Here is an 18,470-nt window from a genome sequence, read left to right as displayed (position 1 = left end):
TCCGTTTTTTATTGCACAATTTTTTCCGATTTAGTTCAGATAAAAAAGCGCACGATCTTCTCGTGCGCTTTTGCGTTTGTTACCGAATAACGATTAATGCATCGCTGTCTCTTTCTCACTTAAGTATTCAAACTCAAGCGTATCGTTGACCAGCGTTACTTTCACTGTACCGCCGTCAACTAAAGATCCAAACAACAGTTCGTTAGCCAAAGGCTTCTTAAGCTGTTCTTGGATAACACGCCCCATTGGGCGAGCCCCCATAGCTTTGTCATAACCTTTATGTGCTAACCAATGGCGAGCGTCTTGCGATACTTCCATTGAAACGCCTCTCGCATCAAGTTGCACTTGCAGTTCAACAATGAACTTATCAACCACTTGATGGATAACGCTTTCATCAAGGCTGTTAAACCAGATGATGTTATCAAGACGGTTACGGAACTCAGGAGTAAACACCTTCTTAATTTCCGCCATTGCATCGTGACTGTTGTCTTGTTGAATCAAACCAATTGATTTCTTCTCGGTTTCCGCCACACCTGCGTTAGTTGTCATAACAAGAATGACATTACGGAAGTCTGCTTTGCGACCATTGTTGTCCGTTAGCGTACCGTTATCCATGACTTGCAACAGCAGGTTAAAGATATCAGGGTGCGCTTTTTCAATCTCATCAAGTAATACGACTGAATGTGGGTGCTTAATAACAGCATCAGTTAGCAAACCACCTTGGTCATAACCGACATAACCAGGAGGCGCACCAATTAAGCGACTTACGGAGTGACGCTCACCATACTCAGACATATCAAAACGAAGTAGCTCGATACCTAGAAGCTTAGATAACTGCACTGTCACCTCTGTTTTACCAACCCCTGTTGGGCCTGCAAACAAAAATGAACCAACAGGTTTGTTGTCTACACCCAAACCTGCACGTGTCAGCTTGATCGCCTCGGATAATGCATCAATCGCATTATCTTGACCGAATACCAACATCTTCATTTTGCTATCTAAGTTTTTCAAAATGTCTTTATCTGAAGAAGAAACCGACTTCTCTGGAATTCGCGCCATTTTGGCAACCATTGATTCGATATCAGCCACTCCGACCGTTTTTTTACGACGGCTTGCAGGAGCAAGACGACTACGAGCACCAGCTTCATCAATGACATCAATGGCCTTATCTGGTAGATGGCGTTCATTAATGTATTTAGCCGACAGTTCTACCGCGGCACGCAGAGCTTTATTGGTATAACGTACTTCATGGTGAGCTTCGTACTTCGGCTTCAAGCCCATCAAGATTTTAGTTGTGTCATCTAATGAAGGCTCTACAACGTCTATCTTTTGGAAACGGCGAGACAACGCACGCTCTTTCTCGAAAATGTTGCTGTATTCTTGGTATGTCGTCGAACCAATACAACGCAACTTACCACTACTTAAAAGAGGCTTAATAAGATTTGCTGCATCGACTTGACCACCAGATGCCGCGCCTGCACCGATGATGGTATGTATTTCATCGATGAACAAAATGGCATCTTCTTCTTTTTCAAGTTGTTTCAAAATCGCCTTGAAGCGCTTTTCAAAATCACCGCGATATTTGGTACCAGCGAGCAAAGAGCCAATATCTAGTGAATAAATCACGCTGTTTTGAATAACCTCAGGGACCTGTCCTTCGACAATTCTCCATGCAAGACCTTCCGCAATGGCTGTTTTACCAACCCCTGCCTCACCCACTAGTAGTGGATTATTCTTGCGGCGTCGACAAAGTACCTGAATAGTGCGCTCTAACTCTTTATCACGTCCAATGAGTGGGTCGATGTTTCCATCTTTAGCGACTTGATTAAGATTCGTCGCAAAGCTTTCTAGGCGTTCTTCAGAATTAGGCTCTTCAACACTTTCTGAGCTAAACGAGTCTGATGATGAATCCTCACCTGCACCTGATGCTTTAGTAATACCGTGGGAGATGAAGTTAACAATATCTAATCGGGAGATGTCATTTTTCTTCAGTAAGTAAGCGGCATGCGACTCTTGTTCACTGAAGATAGCAACAAGCACGTTGGCGCCTGTTACTTCATTACGACCAGACGACTGTACATGAAAGACGGCGCGTTGTAGTACACGTTGAAAACTCAAAGTCGGCTGCGTTTCACGCGTCTCATCACTATCTGGGATAAGAGGCGTAGTTTGATCGATGAAAATATCGAGTTCGTTGCGTAAAGCGTCAAGATCCGCCTTACAAGCTAGAAGGGCTTCCTTAGCTGCATCATTTTCCAACAATGCAAGTAGGAGGTGTTCGACAGTCATAAACTCGTGGCGTTTATCGCGCGCCCGAGCAAATGCACCGTTAAGGCTTGACTCTAGTTCTTTATTTAGCATAAGTACCTCCCGAAAAAACAACTGGGGTTGTTCGAGCAAGTCTTCTTTGTTTACGCTTGCTCCATAGTGCAAAGTAGCGGATGTTCATTTTCCCTTGCGTACATCGTAACTTGCGCTACTTTTGTTTCGGCAATTTCTGCGCTGTATGTGCCGCAGATTGCCTTTCCTTCATAGTGGACCTGAAGCATGATTTGAGTTGCTTTATCAATATCATGTGAGAAAAATCGCTCAAGCACCTCTATGACGAAATCCATAGGTGTATAGTCATCATTATTGAGTACGACATTGTACAGCTTAGGTGGCTGGACTTTCGTACTTTCTCGCTCCAGAAGATCAGAGTCCGGAGTGACCCATTCAAAATTTTTACTCATGGCAATCTAAAGATATCGTATCAAAGGGTTGATGTTTTCGACCTATAAAAAACAATCTACCACAAGCATGCAGCGCGGTGTAGTGAGTTATGGCACCGAATTCGATCTTTGATCGATAAAAGTTGCTACCTAATATAGAGACTAATGCACGTCTTGATACGGCGCAAATAAAAGATGCTTGTCGATAAGTTACACATTTTTTCTTATAAAAGAACTTTCTATTTATTGCTCTCGGACTATTGCAAACCACCCCATCATCTTCTATCTGGATCACACTTCCTCATTGAGAATACGGTAATTATCACGAAAACTTCATTTTTTATTCAGTCAGAGGATTCTTCTCCCATAAGAAACACGGACAGTATGGCTTTTTCAGTATGAGCCACTTCATAGGCAAATTGACTAAACTTCTGCGTATATACGAAAAACTGTTTGCAAATTTGTTAATCTCAAAAGTGATTTGTTTTCAATTATGTTTCTGTTTGTTGCTCACTGCTATTGACTGTCGAAATTCATTGACTACAGTGGAAAGTGTCGATGCATAAATCATCATTTTGAAACTTCTCTTCTTTAAGTGGTTTGATGAATGTGACTTATCATTGATTTGACGTTTGTTGGCATTCGCTGACAATGGTAGTACCAAGTTAAAGGTATAACTTGGTTGCAGTAACAACATCAGTAAAAAATGCATGAGGGATGTAAAGCATGGCTACAGGTACAGTAAAGTGGTTTAACAATGCCAAAGGATTTGGGTTTATTTGTTCAGATGAAGAAGAGGGAGATATCTTTGCCCACTACTCAACTATCCAGATGGACGGTTATCGTACACTGAAAGCAGGCCAACAAGTCTCTTACGAGATTGAAAAAGGTCCCAAAGGCTGTCACGCGAGTAGCGTCGTGCCTCTTGAAGGCCAAGCCAAATAATTAGAGCGCTGTCGAAATATAAAAATATTGCTCTCGAAACGCCACGTTGATGTTTTGAAGAGAAAAATAAACCCGCCAAGATAGCGGGTTTCTTACTATTTAGAGCACGTGTTACAAAAGGAACACTTACAACGCACTTACAGGATAGGAAACACGCCGAAAACGACGTGTTTTTTAACACTAACTTACTTGTTAATGATTGCGTTAAAGGTTTCGCTTGGACGCATCAATTTAGAAACCAATGTATCGTCTAGTAAGTAGTAACCTCCTAGCTCACCTTTCACGCCTTGCGCATTATTTAGCTCAGCAACGATCGTTTCTTCCTGCTCTGACAGCGCTTTTGCAATTGGTGCAAATTCAGCAGCAAGATCCGCATCATCCGTTTGCTCTGAAAGCGCTTTCGCCCAGTAAAGTGCAAGATAGAAGTGGCTTCCACGGTTATCTAGTTCACCCACTTTGCGTGACGGAGATTTGTTGGTGTCTAAAAACTCACCGGTCGCTTTATCTAGTGTATCTGCTAGAACCTGAGCCTTAGGATTGTTTGTCGCTACACTTAAATGCTCTAACGAAGCTGCAAGCGCTAGGAACTCGCCCAAAGAATCCCAACGAAGGTGATTCTCTTTTTCTACTTGTTGAACGTGCTTAGGAGCAGAACCACCAGCGCCTGTTTCAAATAGACCACCACCATTCATCAATGGAACAATAGATAGCATCTTAGCAGACGTACCTAACTCTAGAATTGGGAACAAGTCTGTTAGGTAGTCACGAAGAACATTACCTGTAACAGAGATAGTATCTAGGCCCGCTTTCATACGCTCTAGTGAGTACTTACAAGCTTCAACAGGAGATAGGATCTTAATCTCTAGACCGTCAGTATCGTGATCTGGTAGGTAGGCGTTTACTTTCTTGATGAGCTCAGCATCGTGCGCGCGGTTTTCATCTAGCCAGAATACAGCTGGAACACCTGTTGCACGTGCGCGAGTCACTGCTAGTTTAACCCAATCTTGGATTGGTGCGTCTTTAACCTGACACATACGGAAGATATCGCCTTCTTCAACCGCTTGCTCTAACAGTACGTTACCTGAAGCATCAACAACGCGAACAGTACCCGCAGCGTCTAGAATGAATGTCTTGTCGTGAGAACCATATTCTTCAGCTTTCTGAGCCATTAGACCAACGTTAGGCACGCTACCCATAGTGGTCGGGTCAAATGCGCCGTGCTCTTTACAGAAATCAATCACCGCTTGGTAAATACCTGCGTAGCTACGATCTGGTATCATCGCTTTGGTGTCTTTTTGTTTACCATCTGGTCCCCACATTTGACCAGAAGAGCGAAGCATTGCTGGCATAGAAGCATCTACAATAATGTCACTTGGTACATGTAAGTTTGTGATACCACGATCAGAGTCAACCATCGCAAGCTCTGGTTGAGTTTGGTAAACCGCTTGAATGGCCGCTTCAATTTCTGCTTTTTGCGCTTCAGGTAGAGACTCAATTTTTGAGTAAACATCACCGATACCATTGTTTACATCAACACCTAGCTCTTCAAACAGCTTACCGTACTTATCGAAAACGTCTTTGTAGTAAACTTTTACTGCATGACCGAAAATGACAGGGTCAGAAACTTTCATCATCGTCGCTTTCATATGAAGAGACAGCAGCACGTCTTGTGCTTTCGCTTCAGCAATCTCTTTCTCGAAAAATTCAACCAACGCCTTCTTCTTCATTACTGAAGTATCAATGACTTCTTTATCTAGTAATGGGAACGCAGACTTAAGCTCTTTAACTGTACCATCATTACCGACAAACTCGATTTTGACCTCTGTTGCACCAGAGATAGTTGTAGACTTTTCGCTACCAAAGAAGTCATTGTCTGACATGCTCGCAACATGGGACTTAGATTCTGCTGACCATGCACCCATTGAGTGTGGGTTTTTCTTCGCGTAGTTCTTAACCGAAGTCGGAGCACGACGGTCTGAGTTACCTTCACGAAGTACTGGGTTAACCGCACTACCTTTGATTTTGTCGTAAGCCGCTTTAATCGCTTTCTCTTCGTACGTGCTCGGCTCTTCTGGGTAGTTTGGTAAATCGTAACCTTTCGCCTGAAGCTCTTTAATCGCCGCTTTAAGCTGAGGAACTGAAGCTGAAATGTTAGGTAGCTTGATGATATTTGCTTCTGGAGTTTGAGCTAGTTCACCAAGCTCAGTCAACGCATCGCCAATGCGCTGTTCTTCTTTTAGATGCTCTGGGAAGTTAGCGATAATTCGACCTGCTAGTGAAATATCACGAGTATCTACATTGATGCCAGACGATGCTGTGAATGATTGAATGATTGGTAGTAATGAATAAGTTGCTAGCGCCGGCGCTTCATCAGTGATGGTGTAGATAATTGTAGGTTTTTCTGTAGGCATGAAATTTCCCTATTTTTTAATCAACTTGTTGGCTGATCAACTCAGCGTCTGAGTTGGTTTAATTGACGCATTGCTGCACGTTAGCAGTACATGTCTCCTCACTAACGCCACATGCGGTTCGCACTCTTTGTTGTAGTTTGAAGCTCTAAGCTCTGAATCCATGAGTGCACTGATATAATTAAACAAATAACACGAATTAGTCTATCATTCTGTGCGCGTTTGTTAGTTTTAGGCGCGCAAATCATATCCGATCATGAGAAAACTTAAAACTTTCAAACACAGTTCATTTACATTTTTGCAGGGTAGTTAACATGTCATCTCGTACAGGTCAGGAAAAAGGTCGCAGTCGTAACCAGTCTAAAACGGGCCATTTTAAACACTCAGGAGCTCGCAATGGCTCGAAGACTCGTACTCAGCAAGACCGCCGCCCTAATCGCCCAACAAAGAGCCAAAAGCCAAAAGTGACCCCTAAAGATCGTAAAGTCATTATTTTCAATAAGCCTTACGATACGCTCAGTCAATTTACCGATGGCGATGGTCGCAAAACGTTAGCGGACTATATCCCGATCAAAAATATCTATGCGGCTGGCCGATTGGACCGAGACAGCGAAGGTTTAATGGTACTCACTAACGATGGCATCTTGCAGGCGAAGCTAACGCAGCCAAAGTCAAAATCGCCGAAGACTTATTGGGTTCAAGTCGATGGCGCTCCTCAGGAGCAAGATCTTGAAAAATTGAGAAAGGGAGTAGAGCTAAAAGATGGTATGACTCTACCAGCCGAAGTTAAAGTAATTCCAGAACCACAAGTCTGGGACAGAACCCCTCCGGTCCGTTTTCGCGCAAATATCCCTACCACTTGGTTAGCCATTACCATTATTGAAGGAAGAAATCGTCAGGTGCGTCGCATGACTGCGCACATTGGCTTCCCTACTTTGCGCCTCATTCGTCATTCGATGGGTGATATCGTCCTTAACGACCTAATGCCTGGTGAATGGAGAGAAATCTCTCTCTAATAAGCAGAAAAGATAAAAGCAGGCTTAAAGCCTGCTTTTTAGATTCGTACTTTTTCAGTTAAGCCCTACCTAATGAACTAAGGGATTACTGCTCAGCAAGCCAGTTTTTAAAGGCCTCTTTTTCCGCCGGAGACGCTTTCTGGTACATCGTCTTTAATACATCAACCATTGGGCTGTCGTTTGATGCGGCTGTTGAACGGGTATCACTACTCTCAACTCGAGGCTCGATATCACTTACTGATTGTTGATGCTGATTCACAGTTACATAACTAACGGCAACACTCGCGATACCGCCAGCAATATTGTAGTTACGAGATTCTTGAGGGTAATTACGACCAATTTGAACACCATCTGACTCTAATACATCTTCGACCAAAGCAATAGGTTGGCCTTTGGTATCCAGTAATTGCCAATCTAGAGGCGAGATGTTGTTTTGCGCTTGGCGAAGAGTTTTAAACTCTGGCAGTTCAAACGTTAGCTTTTCGTTTTCAGCATCAAATTTAGCAACGATTACATCACTGTAAACCGTCTTAAGGTTTTCGTTTGTTTCAAAAGCAGGTTGATATTTGAAGACAATTTGGTTAGTTCCGTCAGGGATCTCAATTGTCTTCTCACTAGAGAAAAGTCCCCCCTCAAGTTTTGGCTTCTCCATGTTGACGGCCAATAACTTCACGTCTTCTGGAACCACTAAAGTCGTTGCAGCATAAAGGTTTGTACTGGCAAGAATAGACAACGCCATTGCCACTTTTAATGATAACTGCATAGAATTTTTCATCCTTATCTTCATAGTAAAAGACCCAGCATATAGCTGGGTCTTACAATATCAAACTGGGTATTGATTACCAGTAGAAACGAGCACCAACACCGAAGTTAGTTGCGTCGTCTGTGTCTTTGTTGTCGAAGTCAGTACCTTCGAAAGTGTAACCCGCTTCTGCGAATACACGTGCCCATTTAGAGAACTTGTATTCAACACCAGCGTAGAACCAAGAAGAGTCTGCGTCTACTTTACCTGCTTCGTCAGTAGACTGAGCTAGGTACTCGTAACCAGAGTATAGAGTTGTTTTAGGAGCAACAGCGAACATACCAGCTACAACGATGTAGTGTGAATCAACTGTTGATTTACCTAGCTTATCTTCGTTTTCGTTGTAGTAGTACGTAGCACCTAGAGTGTGCTCGTTTAGTGCGTACTCAGCAGTTACTTCAAAAGATAGGTTTTCGTTATCAGTACGCTCTGTGTGAGAAACTGTTTGCTCTACACCATTAAGAACTAGTTTTTTCTCTTTAGTTACGTTGATGTCGTTGTTCGCAGTAAGTACACCAGCGTGTAGAGATAGGTCGTTGAAAGATTTACCAACGAATACTTCTAGTACTTCTTCGTTAGAATCTTTTTCGCCTAGCGCGTAACCAGCTTTTAGCCAGAATGCGTCATTTTCGTAAGCGTATTTGATTTGAGAATCGTTGTTCCAAGCGTGACCGTATGCAGTTTCCGCTGCGTTACCACCGAAGAAGTAAGAGTAATCTGCGAAGTATACGTCATCAGCCCAAGTACCTTCTTTACCGAAGCGAAGAGTACCCATATCACCCATATCAAAACCGATGATGTGGCGACGTACGTATACAGAGTCATCTGTACGCTCGCTTGAATCAGCACCTGCGTCGTAGTTGTCACCTAGAGCAACACCGATTTCAACTTCACCCAGAACTTTTAGGCTTTCGTCAACAACGTAAACCGCGTTCACACCAGTACGAGAAGAGCTAGTGTTTAGCTCTGCTGTGTGATCAGTTTTTTCTGTGAATAGAAGAGTTGGACGTAGCTGACCGTAGAAATCTACAGAACCTTCTTCAGATTTGAATACTTCAGCTGCGTTCACTGAAGTTGCAGACGCAACTACAGCTAGTGCTAATAGAGTTTTTTTCATAATTAATCCACTGCCTTTTCTTAGTTCGGGATATCCTTGTCCGGTTCCCTTTTTTTATATGTTTGAGGTAGAGCGTTAACAAAACGTTATACAGCACCTCCTCAAAATCTGGAGCTAAGAGTGCAAAAGATTATTCTGGCTGTCAAATTTTCTAAATACCAATGTAAAAAAAACAAAATACCATTACAAAACAACAACTTGACAAGTTTACCTTTATTTATTCGACGAACATCTAACCAATCCCCGTTATTATTTGTAATTTACAAAATTATTAACAAATGGTTTTTTAATCCAACAAGTAAATTTTAAAACAACAAAAAAAAGAATAAAAACCTACAAATCAGACCAAATTGGAGTTTTATATTTTTCATATAATGAAATTAATTTCATTAAGATAAGGTTCAATTTTTTTTTGTGAAGGAGATCTACATTCCTTATAAAAGCATTCCGTTTTGTGAACTACTGTACAACTAGTGATGTGTGCTACTATTCGCCTCCAACGCATTTGAGGCCCGTATGCTGACCAGTAACATTCAAAAATCGATTCGTAATAGCTATCAAAACCTTCAAGATCAACTTGATAACTTTGTGCCTAGAAGAGCACAAAACTACCTTGTTGCAGAGATTGCAAAAACGCTGTGCGGTCAGTATCACAAATCTAACCGAATACTCGTTGCAGAAGCAGGGACTGGAATTGGTAAATCGCTCTCCTATCTAATGGCGACCATTCCCGTGGCTGTACATAACAATAGAAAAGTGGTTATCTCAACAGCGACCGTCGCTCTGCAAGAGCAGCTCATAAATAAAGACCTCCCTCTTTTTCGTCGGATTACCGACCGAGAGTTTTCTTTTATTTTGGCAAAAGGCCGTCAACGCTATTGTTGTGCAGAAAAGCTCGCCACTGCTAGCGGTGCTGATGGTGGCCAGTTAGCCATGTTTGAAACCAAACCTAAGCAAAAAGATATAGAGCTGTTAGAAACAATGCATCGCTCTCTTGCGCAAGGTAAATGGGACGGTGACCGTGATTCTTGGCCTAAACCCATCGACGATAAGCTTTGGCAACTGATTGTCAGTGATAAACACAGTTGCAATAACAGTTTACCAGGCCACCGCGGCTGCCCATTCCAAAAAGCGCGCTCAGAGTTGGATAAAAACGATGTCATCATTGCTAACCACTCTCTCGTCATGGCAGACGCAGATTTAGGTGGCGGCGTGATTTTACCTGAGCCAGAAAATACAATATACGTCTTCGACGAGGCACATCACTTACCTCACGTCGCTCGTGACCATGCTTCAGCATCTGCGAGTTTAAAAGGCGCGGCAGCATGGCTTGAGAAGTTAAATCAGTCGATTAGTAAGTTTTCATCACTCGCAGACGAGAAACGCGTAGCTCGATTTCGCAACGACCTTCAAGACGCGGTTCAGAACTTAATACCGGCACTGACTCAATTGCCCAAACAGTTCGACCCAGCTCAATTTGAAGAGGGTATCTACCGCTTCGAACACGGTGAACTACCGGAGTGGCTAGAGAACCAATCCAAAGAGTTAAAGCAGTTCAGTAAAAAAGCAAATCAAAGTGTGGCAAAAATTGCCGACCTTATTGCGGAAAGAGTAAAGGACGGGGAGCTTGCGACAAGGTTGGCTGAACCAGCGCTTGCAGAGCTCGGTTTCTACATTCAAAGGTTAGAAAACCTAGCGCAAGTATGGCATTTAATGGCTGAACCAGCTCGTGAAAAAGGTGCGCCTTTAGCTCGCTGGTTAGAAACCCACCCCGATCGCGAGGGTGATTTCATTGTGAGTGTTTCGCCACTTGAAATTGGATGGCAACTCGACCAACAGATTTGGAGCAGATGTATTGGCGCCATTTTGGTTTCCGCAACGATGCGTGCATTAAACTCTTTCCATTACTTTTGCCATCAGGTTGGTATTGATGGAAAACCAGAATCAGGCACTCAGTTTTTAGCGCTTGCGTCACCATTCGATTACCAAAACCAGGCAGAATTGCTCATCCCTGCGATGAAATATGAACCACCAGCGCCTCAATTTACTGAATATCTTATCGAGATATTGCCTAAGTACTTGGAAGACAAGAAAGCCAACTTAGTATTATTCTCATCCTATTGGCAGATGAACCAAGTCGCGAAGGCACTCTCTTCGGAGTTCATAAAAAAAGGCTGGGCGTTGCAAGTTCAAGGTGAAAGCTCACGTCAAGAAATTCTAAAAAAACATAAAAAGCTAATAGAATCAAATAAAACCAGCGTCTTATTTGGTACTGGCAGTTTCTCTGAGGGGCTAGACTTACCTGGCGAATTACTTGAAAACTTGGTGATTACAAAAATTCCATTTGGCGTTCCAACCTCCCCTGTTGAGCAGGCTCATTCCGAATACATTGAGAAAAAAGGAGGAAACCCGTTTATGCAAATAACTGTACCAGACGCAAGCAAAAAGCTGATCCAGAGCGTAGGTCGCTTACTGCGTAAAGAGAGAGATTCTGGTAGAGTAACGATTCTTGATCGACGCCTAGTCACTAAGCGATACGGACAAGCCTTAATCGACTCACTACCTCCATTTAAACGTAAAATAGAATATTAGAAGAATCACCATTTATGGAAATGATTGAGCCAACCATGCTGTTGGTGTTGGCGCTTGTCGCTTTTGTCGCAGGATTTATTGATGCAGTTGCCGGTGGTGGTGGCATGCTTACCGTACCTGCTCTACTTTCGCTAGGCTTGCCGCCTCATATTGCACTAGGCACCAATAAACTTGCCGCTACCTTTGCTTCTTCTACTGCAGCATTTACGTACTACAAAAAACGTCTATTCAAACCTCAATGCTGGAGGCGTGCATTCGTGGCAACACTCGTCGGAGCGACATTAGGTACGCTATTTGTAGATGCGATTAGTACGGATTGGCTGGAAAAAGGATTGCCGCTTGTTATTTTGGCGGCAGCGTTGTATACCGTTTTTCATAAAACACCCCACTCTGCTCATCAAAGTCCAATACCCGAGCCTTGCCCAAAACTTCATAAAAAACAGTACATGCAAGGCTTATCCATAGGATTCTACGACGGACTCGCAGGGCCTGGAACTGGGGCTTTTTGGACAGTAAGTTCAATGGCGCTGTACCGGCTGAATATCTTGCTCGCCTCTGGCTTAGCAAAAGCAATGAACTTTACCAGTAACTTTACCTCTTTGATCACTTTTGCATTCCTCGGACATATCAACTGGGTGCTAGGCTTAACAATGGGAGTATGTTTAATGGCTGGTGCTTTTGTTGGCGCGCACTCCGCTATTAGATTTGGTTCTAAATTCATTCGTCCTGTATTTGTTACTGTCGTCAGCATACTAGCCATTAAATTGGCTTATGACGCATGGTTTGTAGGTTTGTCATGAACATTTCTCAACTCCAGGAAAATCTAGAACAAATGGCGAAGCAAGCCGCTGTTCTTGACCGTCAAAGAGGCGAACATCATGTTCCGCTTTTTGATGAGCGTTTATTTGGTTGCCGCTCTCGCTTACTTACTCCTTGCGTAAAAGAAGCAAAAGCCACGCTGGATGCGATTGTGCGTGAGCAAAATGAAGGTAAGCTCACCGCTTTGCGTGCTGAGTACCTCACTGAACGGTTAGTGGCACAAATCGGTGCGATTCAACGCGAGATTTCTACCACTAAAATTCGTAAGAATGAAATCAAACATAGCAGCTATTTCCGCAAGCCTATCAACGTGCTTTATCAGGAGCTCGCTCAACATCAAGAGTGGGCAAGACGCTTGCGCGAGATGGTGTTAGAAAAAGAACGTGCTGTCGAAAGCGCTCCTAGTTTTATGCGTGCCGACGCTCAAAAAGTATTACTAGCAACCGAGCAACGTTTAGCGCGTTGTGAAGCAGCACTTCTTAAGCTAGAGAACCAAATTACACATAGGGAAAAACATCAATAATGGCTGATCAACCAACCTCGCCTTTAGATGACGCACCTGAAGAGATCAAACTGGCTGTCGATTTAATCTATTTGCTTGAGAGCAATGAGATACATCCAGAAGTTGCGCTTAACGCTTTAAAGATCGTGCAAAACGACTTAGAAAACAAATTAAAAGCAAAGTAGCTCAGAGCGTTTCACTCCTTTCACCGAGACTCGTTTTCAGTGCTCTTACACAATGATACTATTCATACAAAAGTACGCCCCAAAAAGGATAAATAATGAAAGTAATCAGCTTTAACATCAATGGACTACGTGCGCGACTGCACCAACTCCAAGCGCTAATCGACAAACACCAACCTGATGTGATTGGTCTTCAGGAAATTAAAGTTCACGATGAAGCATTCCCGATTGAAGCTGTCGAAGCCATGGGCTACAAAGTGTATTTTCATGGTCAAAAAGCACATTACGGCGTAGCAATGCTTTGTAAGCAAGAGCCTCTACACGTACAAAAAGGGTTCCCGACGGATAACGAGGAACATCAAAAGCGCATGATCATGGCAACGTTTTTAAATGAAAACGGCGAAAAGGTCACTGTGCTAAACGGCTATTTCCCTCAAGGGGATAACATCAGCCACGAAACCAAATTCCCATACAAGCGCCAATTCTATAAAGATCTGATGACCTACCTAAACGATCATCACAATAACGACGAGCAATTGATTGTTATGGGTGACATCAACATCAGCCCTATTGATGCAGATATCGGTATCGGCGAACCAAACCGTAAACGTTGGCTAAAAACAGGTAAATGTTCATTCCAACCTGAAGAGCGCGAATGGTTGAAAACCTTACTAGACTGGGGCTTTGTGGACACCTTCCGTAAGCTATACCCAGAGGTGAACGATCAATTTTCGTGGTTTGACTACCGTTCTCGCGGTTTTGATGATAACCGTGGCCTACGAATTGATGTCATTTTGGCAACCCCTTCTCTAGCGGAAAAGTGTATTGAATCTGGTATCGACTATGAGCTTCGTGGTATCGAGAAGCCTTCAGATCACGCACCAATCTGGTCGACATTTAAGTAATTTATTGCAAAGCTATAAGCGAGACTCAACGCTAAGCTTAGTCCAATAAAAAGGGAGACTCAGTCTCCCTTTTTCATACAAATTACTATTTAATCACTGATTCAGCGGCCAAACCGTTTGACCATCAATAGTTATCGGTGTTTGAGCAAATTCGTTCAGACAGTAGCCGGTATTGCTGCTTGCAAAGTAAGTGAGCGGCATCGGCGGTAGATTCAGCGCCACAACCTGCTGTTTCGCTTTTTCTGTGAACGAGAAGCCCCACATATCTAAATAGCTCGTCATGCCTCGCTGAGAGATGTAGCTCAGAGCAATAAGCAACCAGTCGTTGTTTGAGATGCTATTTGCTTCTTCCCGAGAGTAGTTGGCGAAACCAATGCTCAATCGTCTCTCATCCCAAAGCGCATCGTCCGATTTTAAGCGGTTAAACTCACGTTCAATCAGGTGCAAGCGCGCCAATAAATGCCAACCATTTTTAAGCACACCTTCATGCTGCGCCGCCATCATCATTTGAATGTAAACACGAGCGCCCCAACTCCAACTGGTTTGATTTTGCGCAGCCATGTATGCGTTTGGATCCGCTTGAGTTCGGCTAACTTGCAATAATTCAAACTGGCCTTTGAAATCCAAGCTTTGGCAAGTTGAAACTTTCCCCGTATTCTGGAAGAACCGAGACTTACTGTAATACGAGTAGTAATTGGTCGTTGAATGCCCTTCCCAGCCTGCAAATCGGAATCGACCTTTTTCCAAGCCATGACCAAGCTCATGTAAATCACCGTGACCGAGTGGGCTGAATGACCAGTAAGCATCGTATGGGTTACCAGAACAGCCGTAACCACACGTCGCTTGGTCAGCGTTCATATGCTTCACCATATCAATATTGGCGATTTCCCAACCTTGATTTTTGGCATACTGGATAATTTCCGGAACCTCATCGATCCCCGGCCCTTGGAAACCAGCCAAGACATGTGGGTAGTTATGAACATACTCTTCTGTCGCTAGCGCCATTTCAGCTGGTGTCGACCACATCTCATCGTTGACAGATTCAAGCATTTTGTCACGTTTAGAGTGTACCTCAAATCCAGGCGTGATCAGTTCAGCCCAATCGAACAAATTCGCTTCAAGCTCCTGAATAAACGCATCGTTATCCTTTTCACTTCTCCATACAGGGTGTTGCGCTACATGGCTAAATGTTAGAGCTACTGGCACATCATTATTGTTAAAGTGAACCTGGATAGGCCCGCCATAAGGTGAAGTCAGCGTGATGGTTTCACCCGGCTTCACCTCATAGGCGAAAGAAGTCAGCATTTTTGGTCGCGTGTATCCATCTTTGCTGAACTCATGAGTTGCGCCACTTCTTAAACTGTTGATGACAATTTTAGTCGTCACTTCATTACTGTCATTGCGCGTGACCGTAAAGGTCTCCCCAGGAAGCGCATACACACCAGCAGAGCGGAAATTACGCTTTGATTCCATATTAATAGTTGCGCTGATTCTCTTTACTTCAGGGCTAAACTCACTACGGCTGAAGTTCCCCATATTTGGTTGTTTTGGGTTTACGCTTCGGCTGTTGTATTGCACGTAATCGGCAAAGTACGACTTTAGGAATTCGGTCGTTTGGGTTGACTGTTTGTCCATTGGGAAGACAACCGTTTGACGATAATGATCAGCCAGCAATACCATGAGTTTTTCGTATTGGTAGCCGTCTTGATTAAACAAATCTACTTTTTGTTCATCAAGCTTTTTCAACCGATGGCGAATACTGTTTGCCCCTGCATAAAATTGACTTTCCATATTCGCAGTGTCAGGACAAGATTTGTCCTCACACTGTGACAAGTCAACATTGAAGTTTTGAGATTCAAAACGAGACAACAGCGCTTGTTGCGTAGCAACAGAGTCTGGCACGAAGTTCATGAGTGATGAAGGCGCCCAATCAACCAAGCCTAACTTACGCCAATAGTTATCTCCCACATAATCAACATGGAATTTTTCCAAAATGTCTCGGCCAAGTTCAGTTAGTCCTCCATCCCAATGCAGGTATAGAACAGGAATTTGGGCTTGCTCAGCGTATGCCAGAGCATCGAGTACTTGTTGGTTAGTGTCGCCAGATTGCAGATGCTGTGACAAGATCAATAAGTTTGGAGTATTGGTTTGCAAGCAGCTAAGTAGCTTCGAACCATCGCATAGGTTGGCCTCGTTAAACGCCAACTCTTGTGAAACATTGTCTTTCAGCCAATTCCGAGTCGCTTGCTCATCCGGAAAGTAATAAGACTGGTCCATTTGCGCGATGACGACGTTTGAAGTAACTCCGCCCGACAACCAAGTGACCAGATTACTTAACCATTTCGTCATCGCTGCGTTGGAAGAGTCGGGAAAACGTTGTGCCGTTCTAAATGGGTTACTCCCTAATAGTGCGTAACGTTGACCATTAGACTTTTCCCCGGCAACGCCAATTGACATAGCTTGATCTTTGTAACCGCTTACCATGGCCTTATTGGTCATCAAGATGGTGTCGTTGAAGCCATACTTAGGTGCCAAGATCGCGGCATCATGGGTTGGATCCCAATAAAGACCTGAAAGGTTTTTCGCAATTGCAGATTTGATCGTATTCGACTGCATCTTGTGAGCTTCCACAACCTGACGACTTTCACGAATGAAATCGCTCGGGTCAGAAACGAGCAGTGCATTACCAGTTTCAAGAGCTTGTTGAACTGGAGCTGGCGTTGGTTTTACTTGAGCATTAGGTTGTGATTCTCCCTCTCCCCCACCACATCCTGTGGCTAAGGCGGCAATGCCCAACGATAGAATTGTTTTTTTCATTTTTACTTACTAAACAATGAGTTTATCGAATGTTAATGTAAGTTAATGAATAATAAGAAAGAGTCTTTTACATCGGCTGGAAAAATAGGAATGAAGATAACAAAATTATCAAAAGCAATAGCACCCACTCCGGTGCTATTGCCTCTATTGATAATTAGCTTAAAGGACGCAGATAAGCTAAGAAACGCTTCTCTGCCACTTTGAAACACCACAAAATCATAAACGTCAGTGCCATGTAGAACAGCCCCGCCGTCAGAAAAGACTCAAATGGTGCATAGTAGCGCGAGTTAACTAGACGCGCAGCACCAGTTAAATCCATGATGGTAACGATGCCCGCGACTGCACTTCCGTGCAGCATAAATATGACCTCGTTGGAATAAGCTGGTAATGCTCGACGCAATGCACTCGGCAAGATAATACGTCTGTATGTCATAAACTTACTCATGCCATAGGCTTTCGCAGCTTCCACCTCACCTTTCGGCAAACCATTAATCGCACCACGAATAATTTCTGCGGTGTAAGCCGATGTATTCAGAATAAAAGCGACCAAAGCACAAAACCAAGCGTTCTCCCACAAGGTATCTTTCACAGGGAAAAACTGATCCATGCCGTAGTAAATCAAATACAGCTGAACCAATAGCGGCGTTCCACGGAAAAAGTAAATGAATCCCCAAGAAGGTAAGCTTAGAGCGTAATTGGTACTATTGCGTGCCACGGCTAATGGGATAGAGACACACAAGCCAATAACCAACGCTAATCCCACTAACCAAACTGTTGTCCAAAGTCCCTGAAGATAAGTTGGAAAGCTTTCAATAATCAAAGAAAAGTCCATAACTTACCTCGCATGAATACTGAACTTACGCTCAACAAGCTTGAGTAGCCCGGTCGAAACGCTGGTAAAAAATAGAAAGATGAGCGCGACAGCCATGTAAAAGGTGAACGGCATTTTCGTTGTACCTGCTGCCAATGAGCTCATTCTCACCATGTCATCCAGACCAATAATGGAAACTAACGCTGTGGTCTTAAGTAACACTAACCAGTTATTACCAAATCCAGGTAATGCATGACGAATCATCTGAGGAAGTAAGATTCTTCTAAACGATAAAGCAGAACTCATCCCATAAGCTTTCGCCGCTTCTAATTCACCCTTGTCCACCGCCATGATCGCTCCACGAAAAGTCTCCGCCATGTAGGCGCCAAAGATAAAACCAATCGTGAGTACACCAGCTATAAATGGGCTGACATCAATATAATCAGGTAAGTAAGACGTCCATTCATGGTTTGGATCACTCGAGGCAAACCACTCGTTGAGCGTTTCGTTGATGGAGTAAAGGCTGTTATTTAAAAGTATTTGTCCACCAAAGAAAATTAGCATCATCAGAACCAAATCTGGAATGCCGCGAATGACGGTGGTGTAAAGAGTGGCAATCGCCCTTGCCCATTTGTAAGGCGCTAACTTAGCTAATGCGCCAAGCATGCCTAAGACCATGGCGAGAATGAGTGAAAGCACTGCAACTTCTATTGTTACTAAAGCTCCTTTCAAAATCGAAGCTTCGTATCCTTGTAAATCTAGCATAGGTGAGTTCCTAATCCCTAAACTCAAAAAATCGACCGTTGACTACTTCTAGGAACAAGCCAACGGTCGCTTAATTAC

15 protein-coding genes are annotated in these 18,470 nt (G+C 43.5%); 7 read left to right on the top strand and 8 right to left on the bottom strand.

Annotated elements, in window-relative coordinates:
- Nucleotides 1-93: 93 nt before the first annotated feature.
- Nucleotides 94-2,361: an ATP-dependent Clp protease ATP-binding subunit ClpA gene (gene clpA, locus R7F67_RS09555; protein WP_005387879.1), complete on the bottom strand. Its 2,268-nt coding sequence runs from the start codon at nt 2,359-2,361 to the stop codon at nt 94-96.
- A 50-nt stretch (nt 2,362-2,411) separates the two neighbouring features.
- A complete protein-coding gene (gene clpS / locus R7F67_RS09550; RefSeq protein ID WP_005378419.1) occupies nt 2,412-2,732 on the bottom strand; it encodes an ATP-dependent Clp protease adapter ClpS in 321 nt (106 codons plus the stop codon).
- 705 nt (nt 2,733-3,437) lie between these two features.
- On the opposite strand from clpS, the gene cspD reads away from it, so the two are divergent.
- Complete coding sequence (cspD, locus tag R7F67_RS09545) at nt 3,438-3,656, top strand: cold shock domain-containing protein CspD (RefSeq protein WP_005378407.1); 219 nt, start codon at nt 3,438-3,440, stop codon at nt 3,654-3,656.
- A 185-nt stretch (nt 3,657-3,841) separates the two neighbouring features.
- Here cspD and R7F67_RS09540 read toward each other — a convergent pair whose 3' ends face one another.
- Nucleotides 3,842-6,067, bottom strand: coding sequence for an NADP-dependent isocitrate dehydrogenase (locus R7F67_RS09540; protein WP_213963982.1), 2,226 nt, complete (start codon nt 6,065-6,067; stop codon nt 3,842-3,844).
- 311 nt (nt 6,068-6,378) lie between these two features.
- Here R7F67_RS09540 and R7F67_RS09535 point away from each other — a divergent pair, with 311 nt between their 5' ends.
- Complete coding sequence (locus tag R7F67_RS09535; protein ID WP_258475623.1) at nt 6,379-7,080, top strand: pseudouridine synthase; 702 nt, start codon at nt 6,379-6,381, stop codon at nt 7,078-7,080.
- Nucleotides 7,081-7,165: 85 nt separating this feature from the next.
- On the opposite strand, the gene R7F67_RS09530 is transcribed toward R7F67_RS09535, so the two are convergent.
- Nucleotides 7,166-7,843 carry a DUF2057 family protein gene (locus R7F67_RS09530; RefSeq protein ID WP_213893678.1) on the bottom strand — a complete coding sequence of 226 codons (678 nt, stop codon included), beginning with the start codon at nt 7,841-7,843 and terminating at the stop codon, nt 7,166-7,168.
- Nucleotides 7,844-7,919: 76 nt separating this feature from the next.
- On the bottom strand, nt 7,920-8,999 hold the full coding sequence (locus R7F67_RS09525) for a porin (RefSeq protein ID WP_005378424.1): 1,080 nt from the start codon (nt 8,997-8,999) through the stop codon (nt 7,920-7,922).
- Nucleotides 9,000-9,515: 516 nt separating this feature from the next.
- Between R7F67_RS09525 and dinG the strand changes: the two genes are divergently transcribed.
- From dinG to xthA, 5 genes are all read left to right on the top strand, one after another.
- Nucleotides 9,516-11,591, top strand: coding sequence for an ATP-dependent DNA helicase DinG (dinG, locus tag R7F67_RS09520; RefSeq protein WP_054575464.1), 2,076 nt, complete (start codon nt 9,516-9,518; stop codon nt 11,589-11,591).
- A 14-nt stretch (nt 11,592-11,605) separates the two neighbouring features.
- On the top strand, nt 11,606-12,391 hold the full coding sequence (locus tag R7F67_RS09515) for a sulfite exporter TauE/SafE family protein (protein WP_005387866.1): 786 nt from the start codon (nt 11,606-11,608) through the stop codon (nt 12,389-12,391).
- Nucleotides 12,388-12,933, top strand: coding sequence for a primosomal replication protein (locus R7F67_RS09510; protein WP_033905048.1), 546 nt, complete (start codon nt 12,388-12,390; stop codon nt 12,931-12,933). The genes R7F67_RS09515 and R7F67_RS09510 overlap by 4 nt, the downstream gene beginning before the upstream one ends.
- A complete protein-coding gene (gene rsmS, locus R7F67_RS09505; protein WP_017634734.1) occupies nt 12,933-13,097 on the top strand; it encodes a pleiotropic regulatory protein RsmS in 165 nt (54 codons plus the stop codon). Before R7F67_RS09510 ends, rsmS begins: the two co-directional genes overlap by 1 nt.
- 95 nt (nt 13,098-13,192) lie before the next feature.
- The gene (gene xthA, locus R7F67_RS09500; RefSeq protein WP_005378433.1) at nt 13,193-13,999 is read left to right on the top strand and encodes an exodeoxyribonuclease III; all 807 of its coding nucleotides are present in this window, start codon (nt 13,193-13,195) and stop codon (nt 13,997-13,999) included.
- Nucleotides 14,000-14,092: 93 nt separating this feature from the next.
- On the opposite strand, the gene R7F67_RS09495 is transcribed toward xthA, so the two are convergent.
- From R7F67_RS09495 to R7F67_RS09485, 3 genes are all read right to left on the bottom strand, one after another.
- Nucleotides 14,093-16,816 (bottom strand): ImpA family metalloprotease, encoded by a 2,724-nt coding sequence (locus R7F67_RS09495; RefSeq protein WP_318057162.1) that lies wholly within the window; start codon nt 16,814-16,816, stop codon nt 14,093-14,095.
- Nucleotides 16,817-16,970: 154 nt separating this feature from the next.
- Nucleotides 16,971-17,648, bottom strand: coding sequence for an ABC transporter permease (locus R7F67_RS09490; RefSeq protein ID WP_005378435.1), 678 nt, complete (start codon nt 17,646-17,648; stop codon nt 16,971-16,973).
- Nucleotides 17,649-17,651: 3 nt separating this feature from the next.
- A complete protein-coding gene (locus R7F67_RS09485) occupies nt 17,652-18,392 on the bottom strand; it encodes an ABC transporter permease (protein WP_005378436.1) in 741 nt (246 codons plus the stop codon).
- Nucleotides 18,393-18,470 lie beyond the last annotated feature (78 nt).

The sequence above is a fragment of the Vibrio sp. YT-17 genome (genome assembly GCF_033337375.1).
GTDB lineage: Bacteria > Pseudomonadota > Gammaproteobacteria > Enterobacterales > Vibrionaceae > Vibrio > Vibrio alginolyticus.
This window is presented reverse-complemented; position numbering and strand designations above follow the sequence as displayed.

Bases quoted from the DNA above. Each gene is read 5' to 3' on its own strand.
- clpA (WP_005387879.1), bottom strand. From the start codon at position 2,361: ATGCTAAATAAAGAACTAGAGTCAAGCCTTAACGGTGCATTTGCTCGG.
- clpS (WP_005378419.1), bottom strand. From the start codon at position 2,732: ATGAGTAAAAATTTTGAATGGGTCACTCCGGACTCTGATCTTCTGGAG.
- cspD (WP_005378407.1), top strand. From the start codon at position 3,438: ATGGCTACAGGTACAGTAAAGTGGTTTAACAATGCCAAAGGATTTGGG.
- R7F67_RS09540 (WP_213963982.1), bottom strand. From the start codon at position 6,067: ATGCCTACAGAAAAACCTACAATTATCTACACCATCACTGATGAAGCG.
- R7F67_RS09535 (WP_258475623.1), top strand. From the start codon at position 6,379: ATGTCATCTCGTACAGGTCAGGAAAAAGGTCGCAGTCGTAACCAGTCT.
- R7F67_RS09530 (WP_213893678.1), bottom strand. From the start codon at position 7,843: ATGCAGTTATCATTAAAAGTGGCAATGGCGTTGTCTATTCTTGCCAGT.
- R7F67_RS09525 (WP_005378424.1), bottom strand. From the start codon at position 8,999: ATGAAAAAAACTCTATTAGCACTAGCTGTAGTTGCGTCTGCAACTTCA.
- dinG (WP_054575464.1), top strand. From the start codon at position 9,516: ATGCTGACCAGTAACATTCAAAAATCGATTCGTAATAGCTATCAAAAC.
- R7F67_RS09515 (WP_005387866.1), top strand. From the start codon at position 11,606: ATGGAAATGATTGAGCCAACCATGCTGTTGGTGTTGGCGCTTGTCGCT.
- R7F67_RS09510 (WP_033905048.1), top strand. From the start codon at position 12,388: ATGAACATTTCTCAACTCCAGGAAAATCTAGAACAAATGGCGAAGCAA.
- rsmS (WP_017634734.1), top strand. From the start codon at position 12,933: ATGGCTGATCAACCAACCTCGCCTTTAGATGACGCACCTGAAGAGATC.
- xthA (WP_005378433.1), top strand. From the start codon at position 13,193: ATGAAAGTAATCAGCTTTAACATCAATGGACTACGTGCGCGACTGCAC.
- R7F67_RS09495 (WP_318057162.1), bottom strand. From the start codon at position 16,816: ATGAAAAAAACAATTCTATCGTTGGGCATTGCCGCCTTAGCCACAGGA.
- R7F67_RS09490 (WP_005378435.1), bottom strand. From the start codon at position 17,648: ATGGACTTTTCTTTGATTATTGAAAGCTTTCCAACTTATCTTCAGGGA.
- R7F67_RS09485 (WP_005378436.1), bottom strand. From the start codon at position 18,392: ATGCTAGATTTACAAGGATACGAAGCTTCGATTTTGAAAGGAGCTTTA.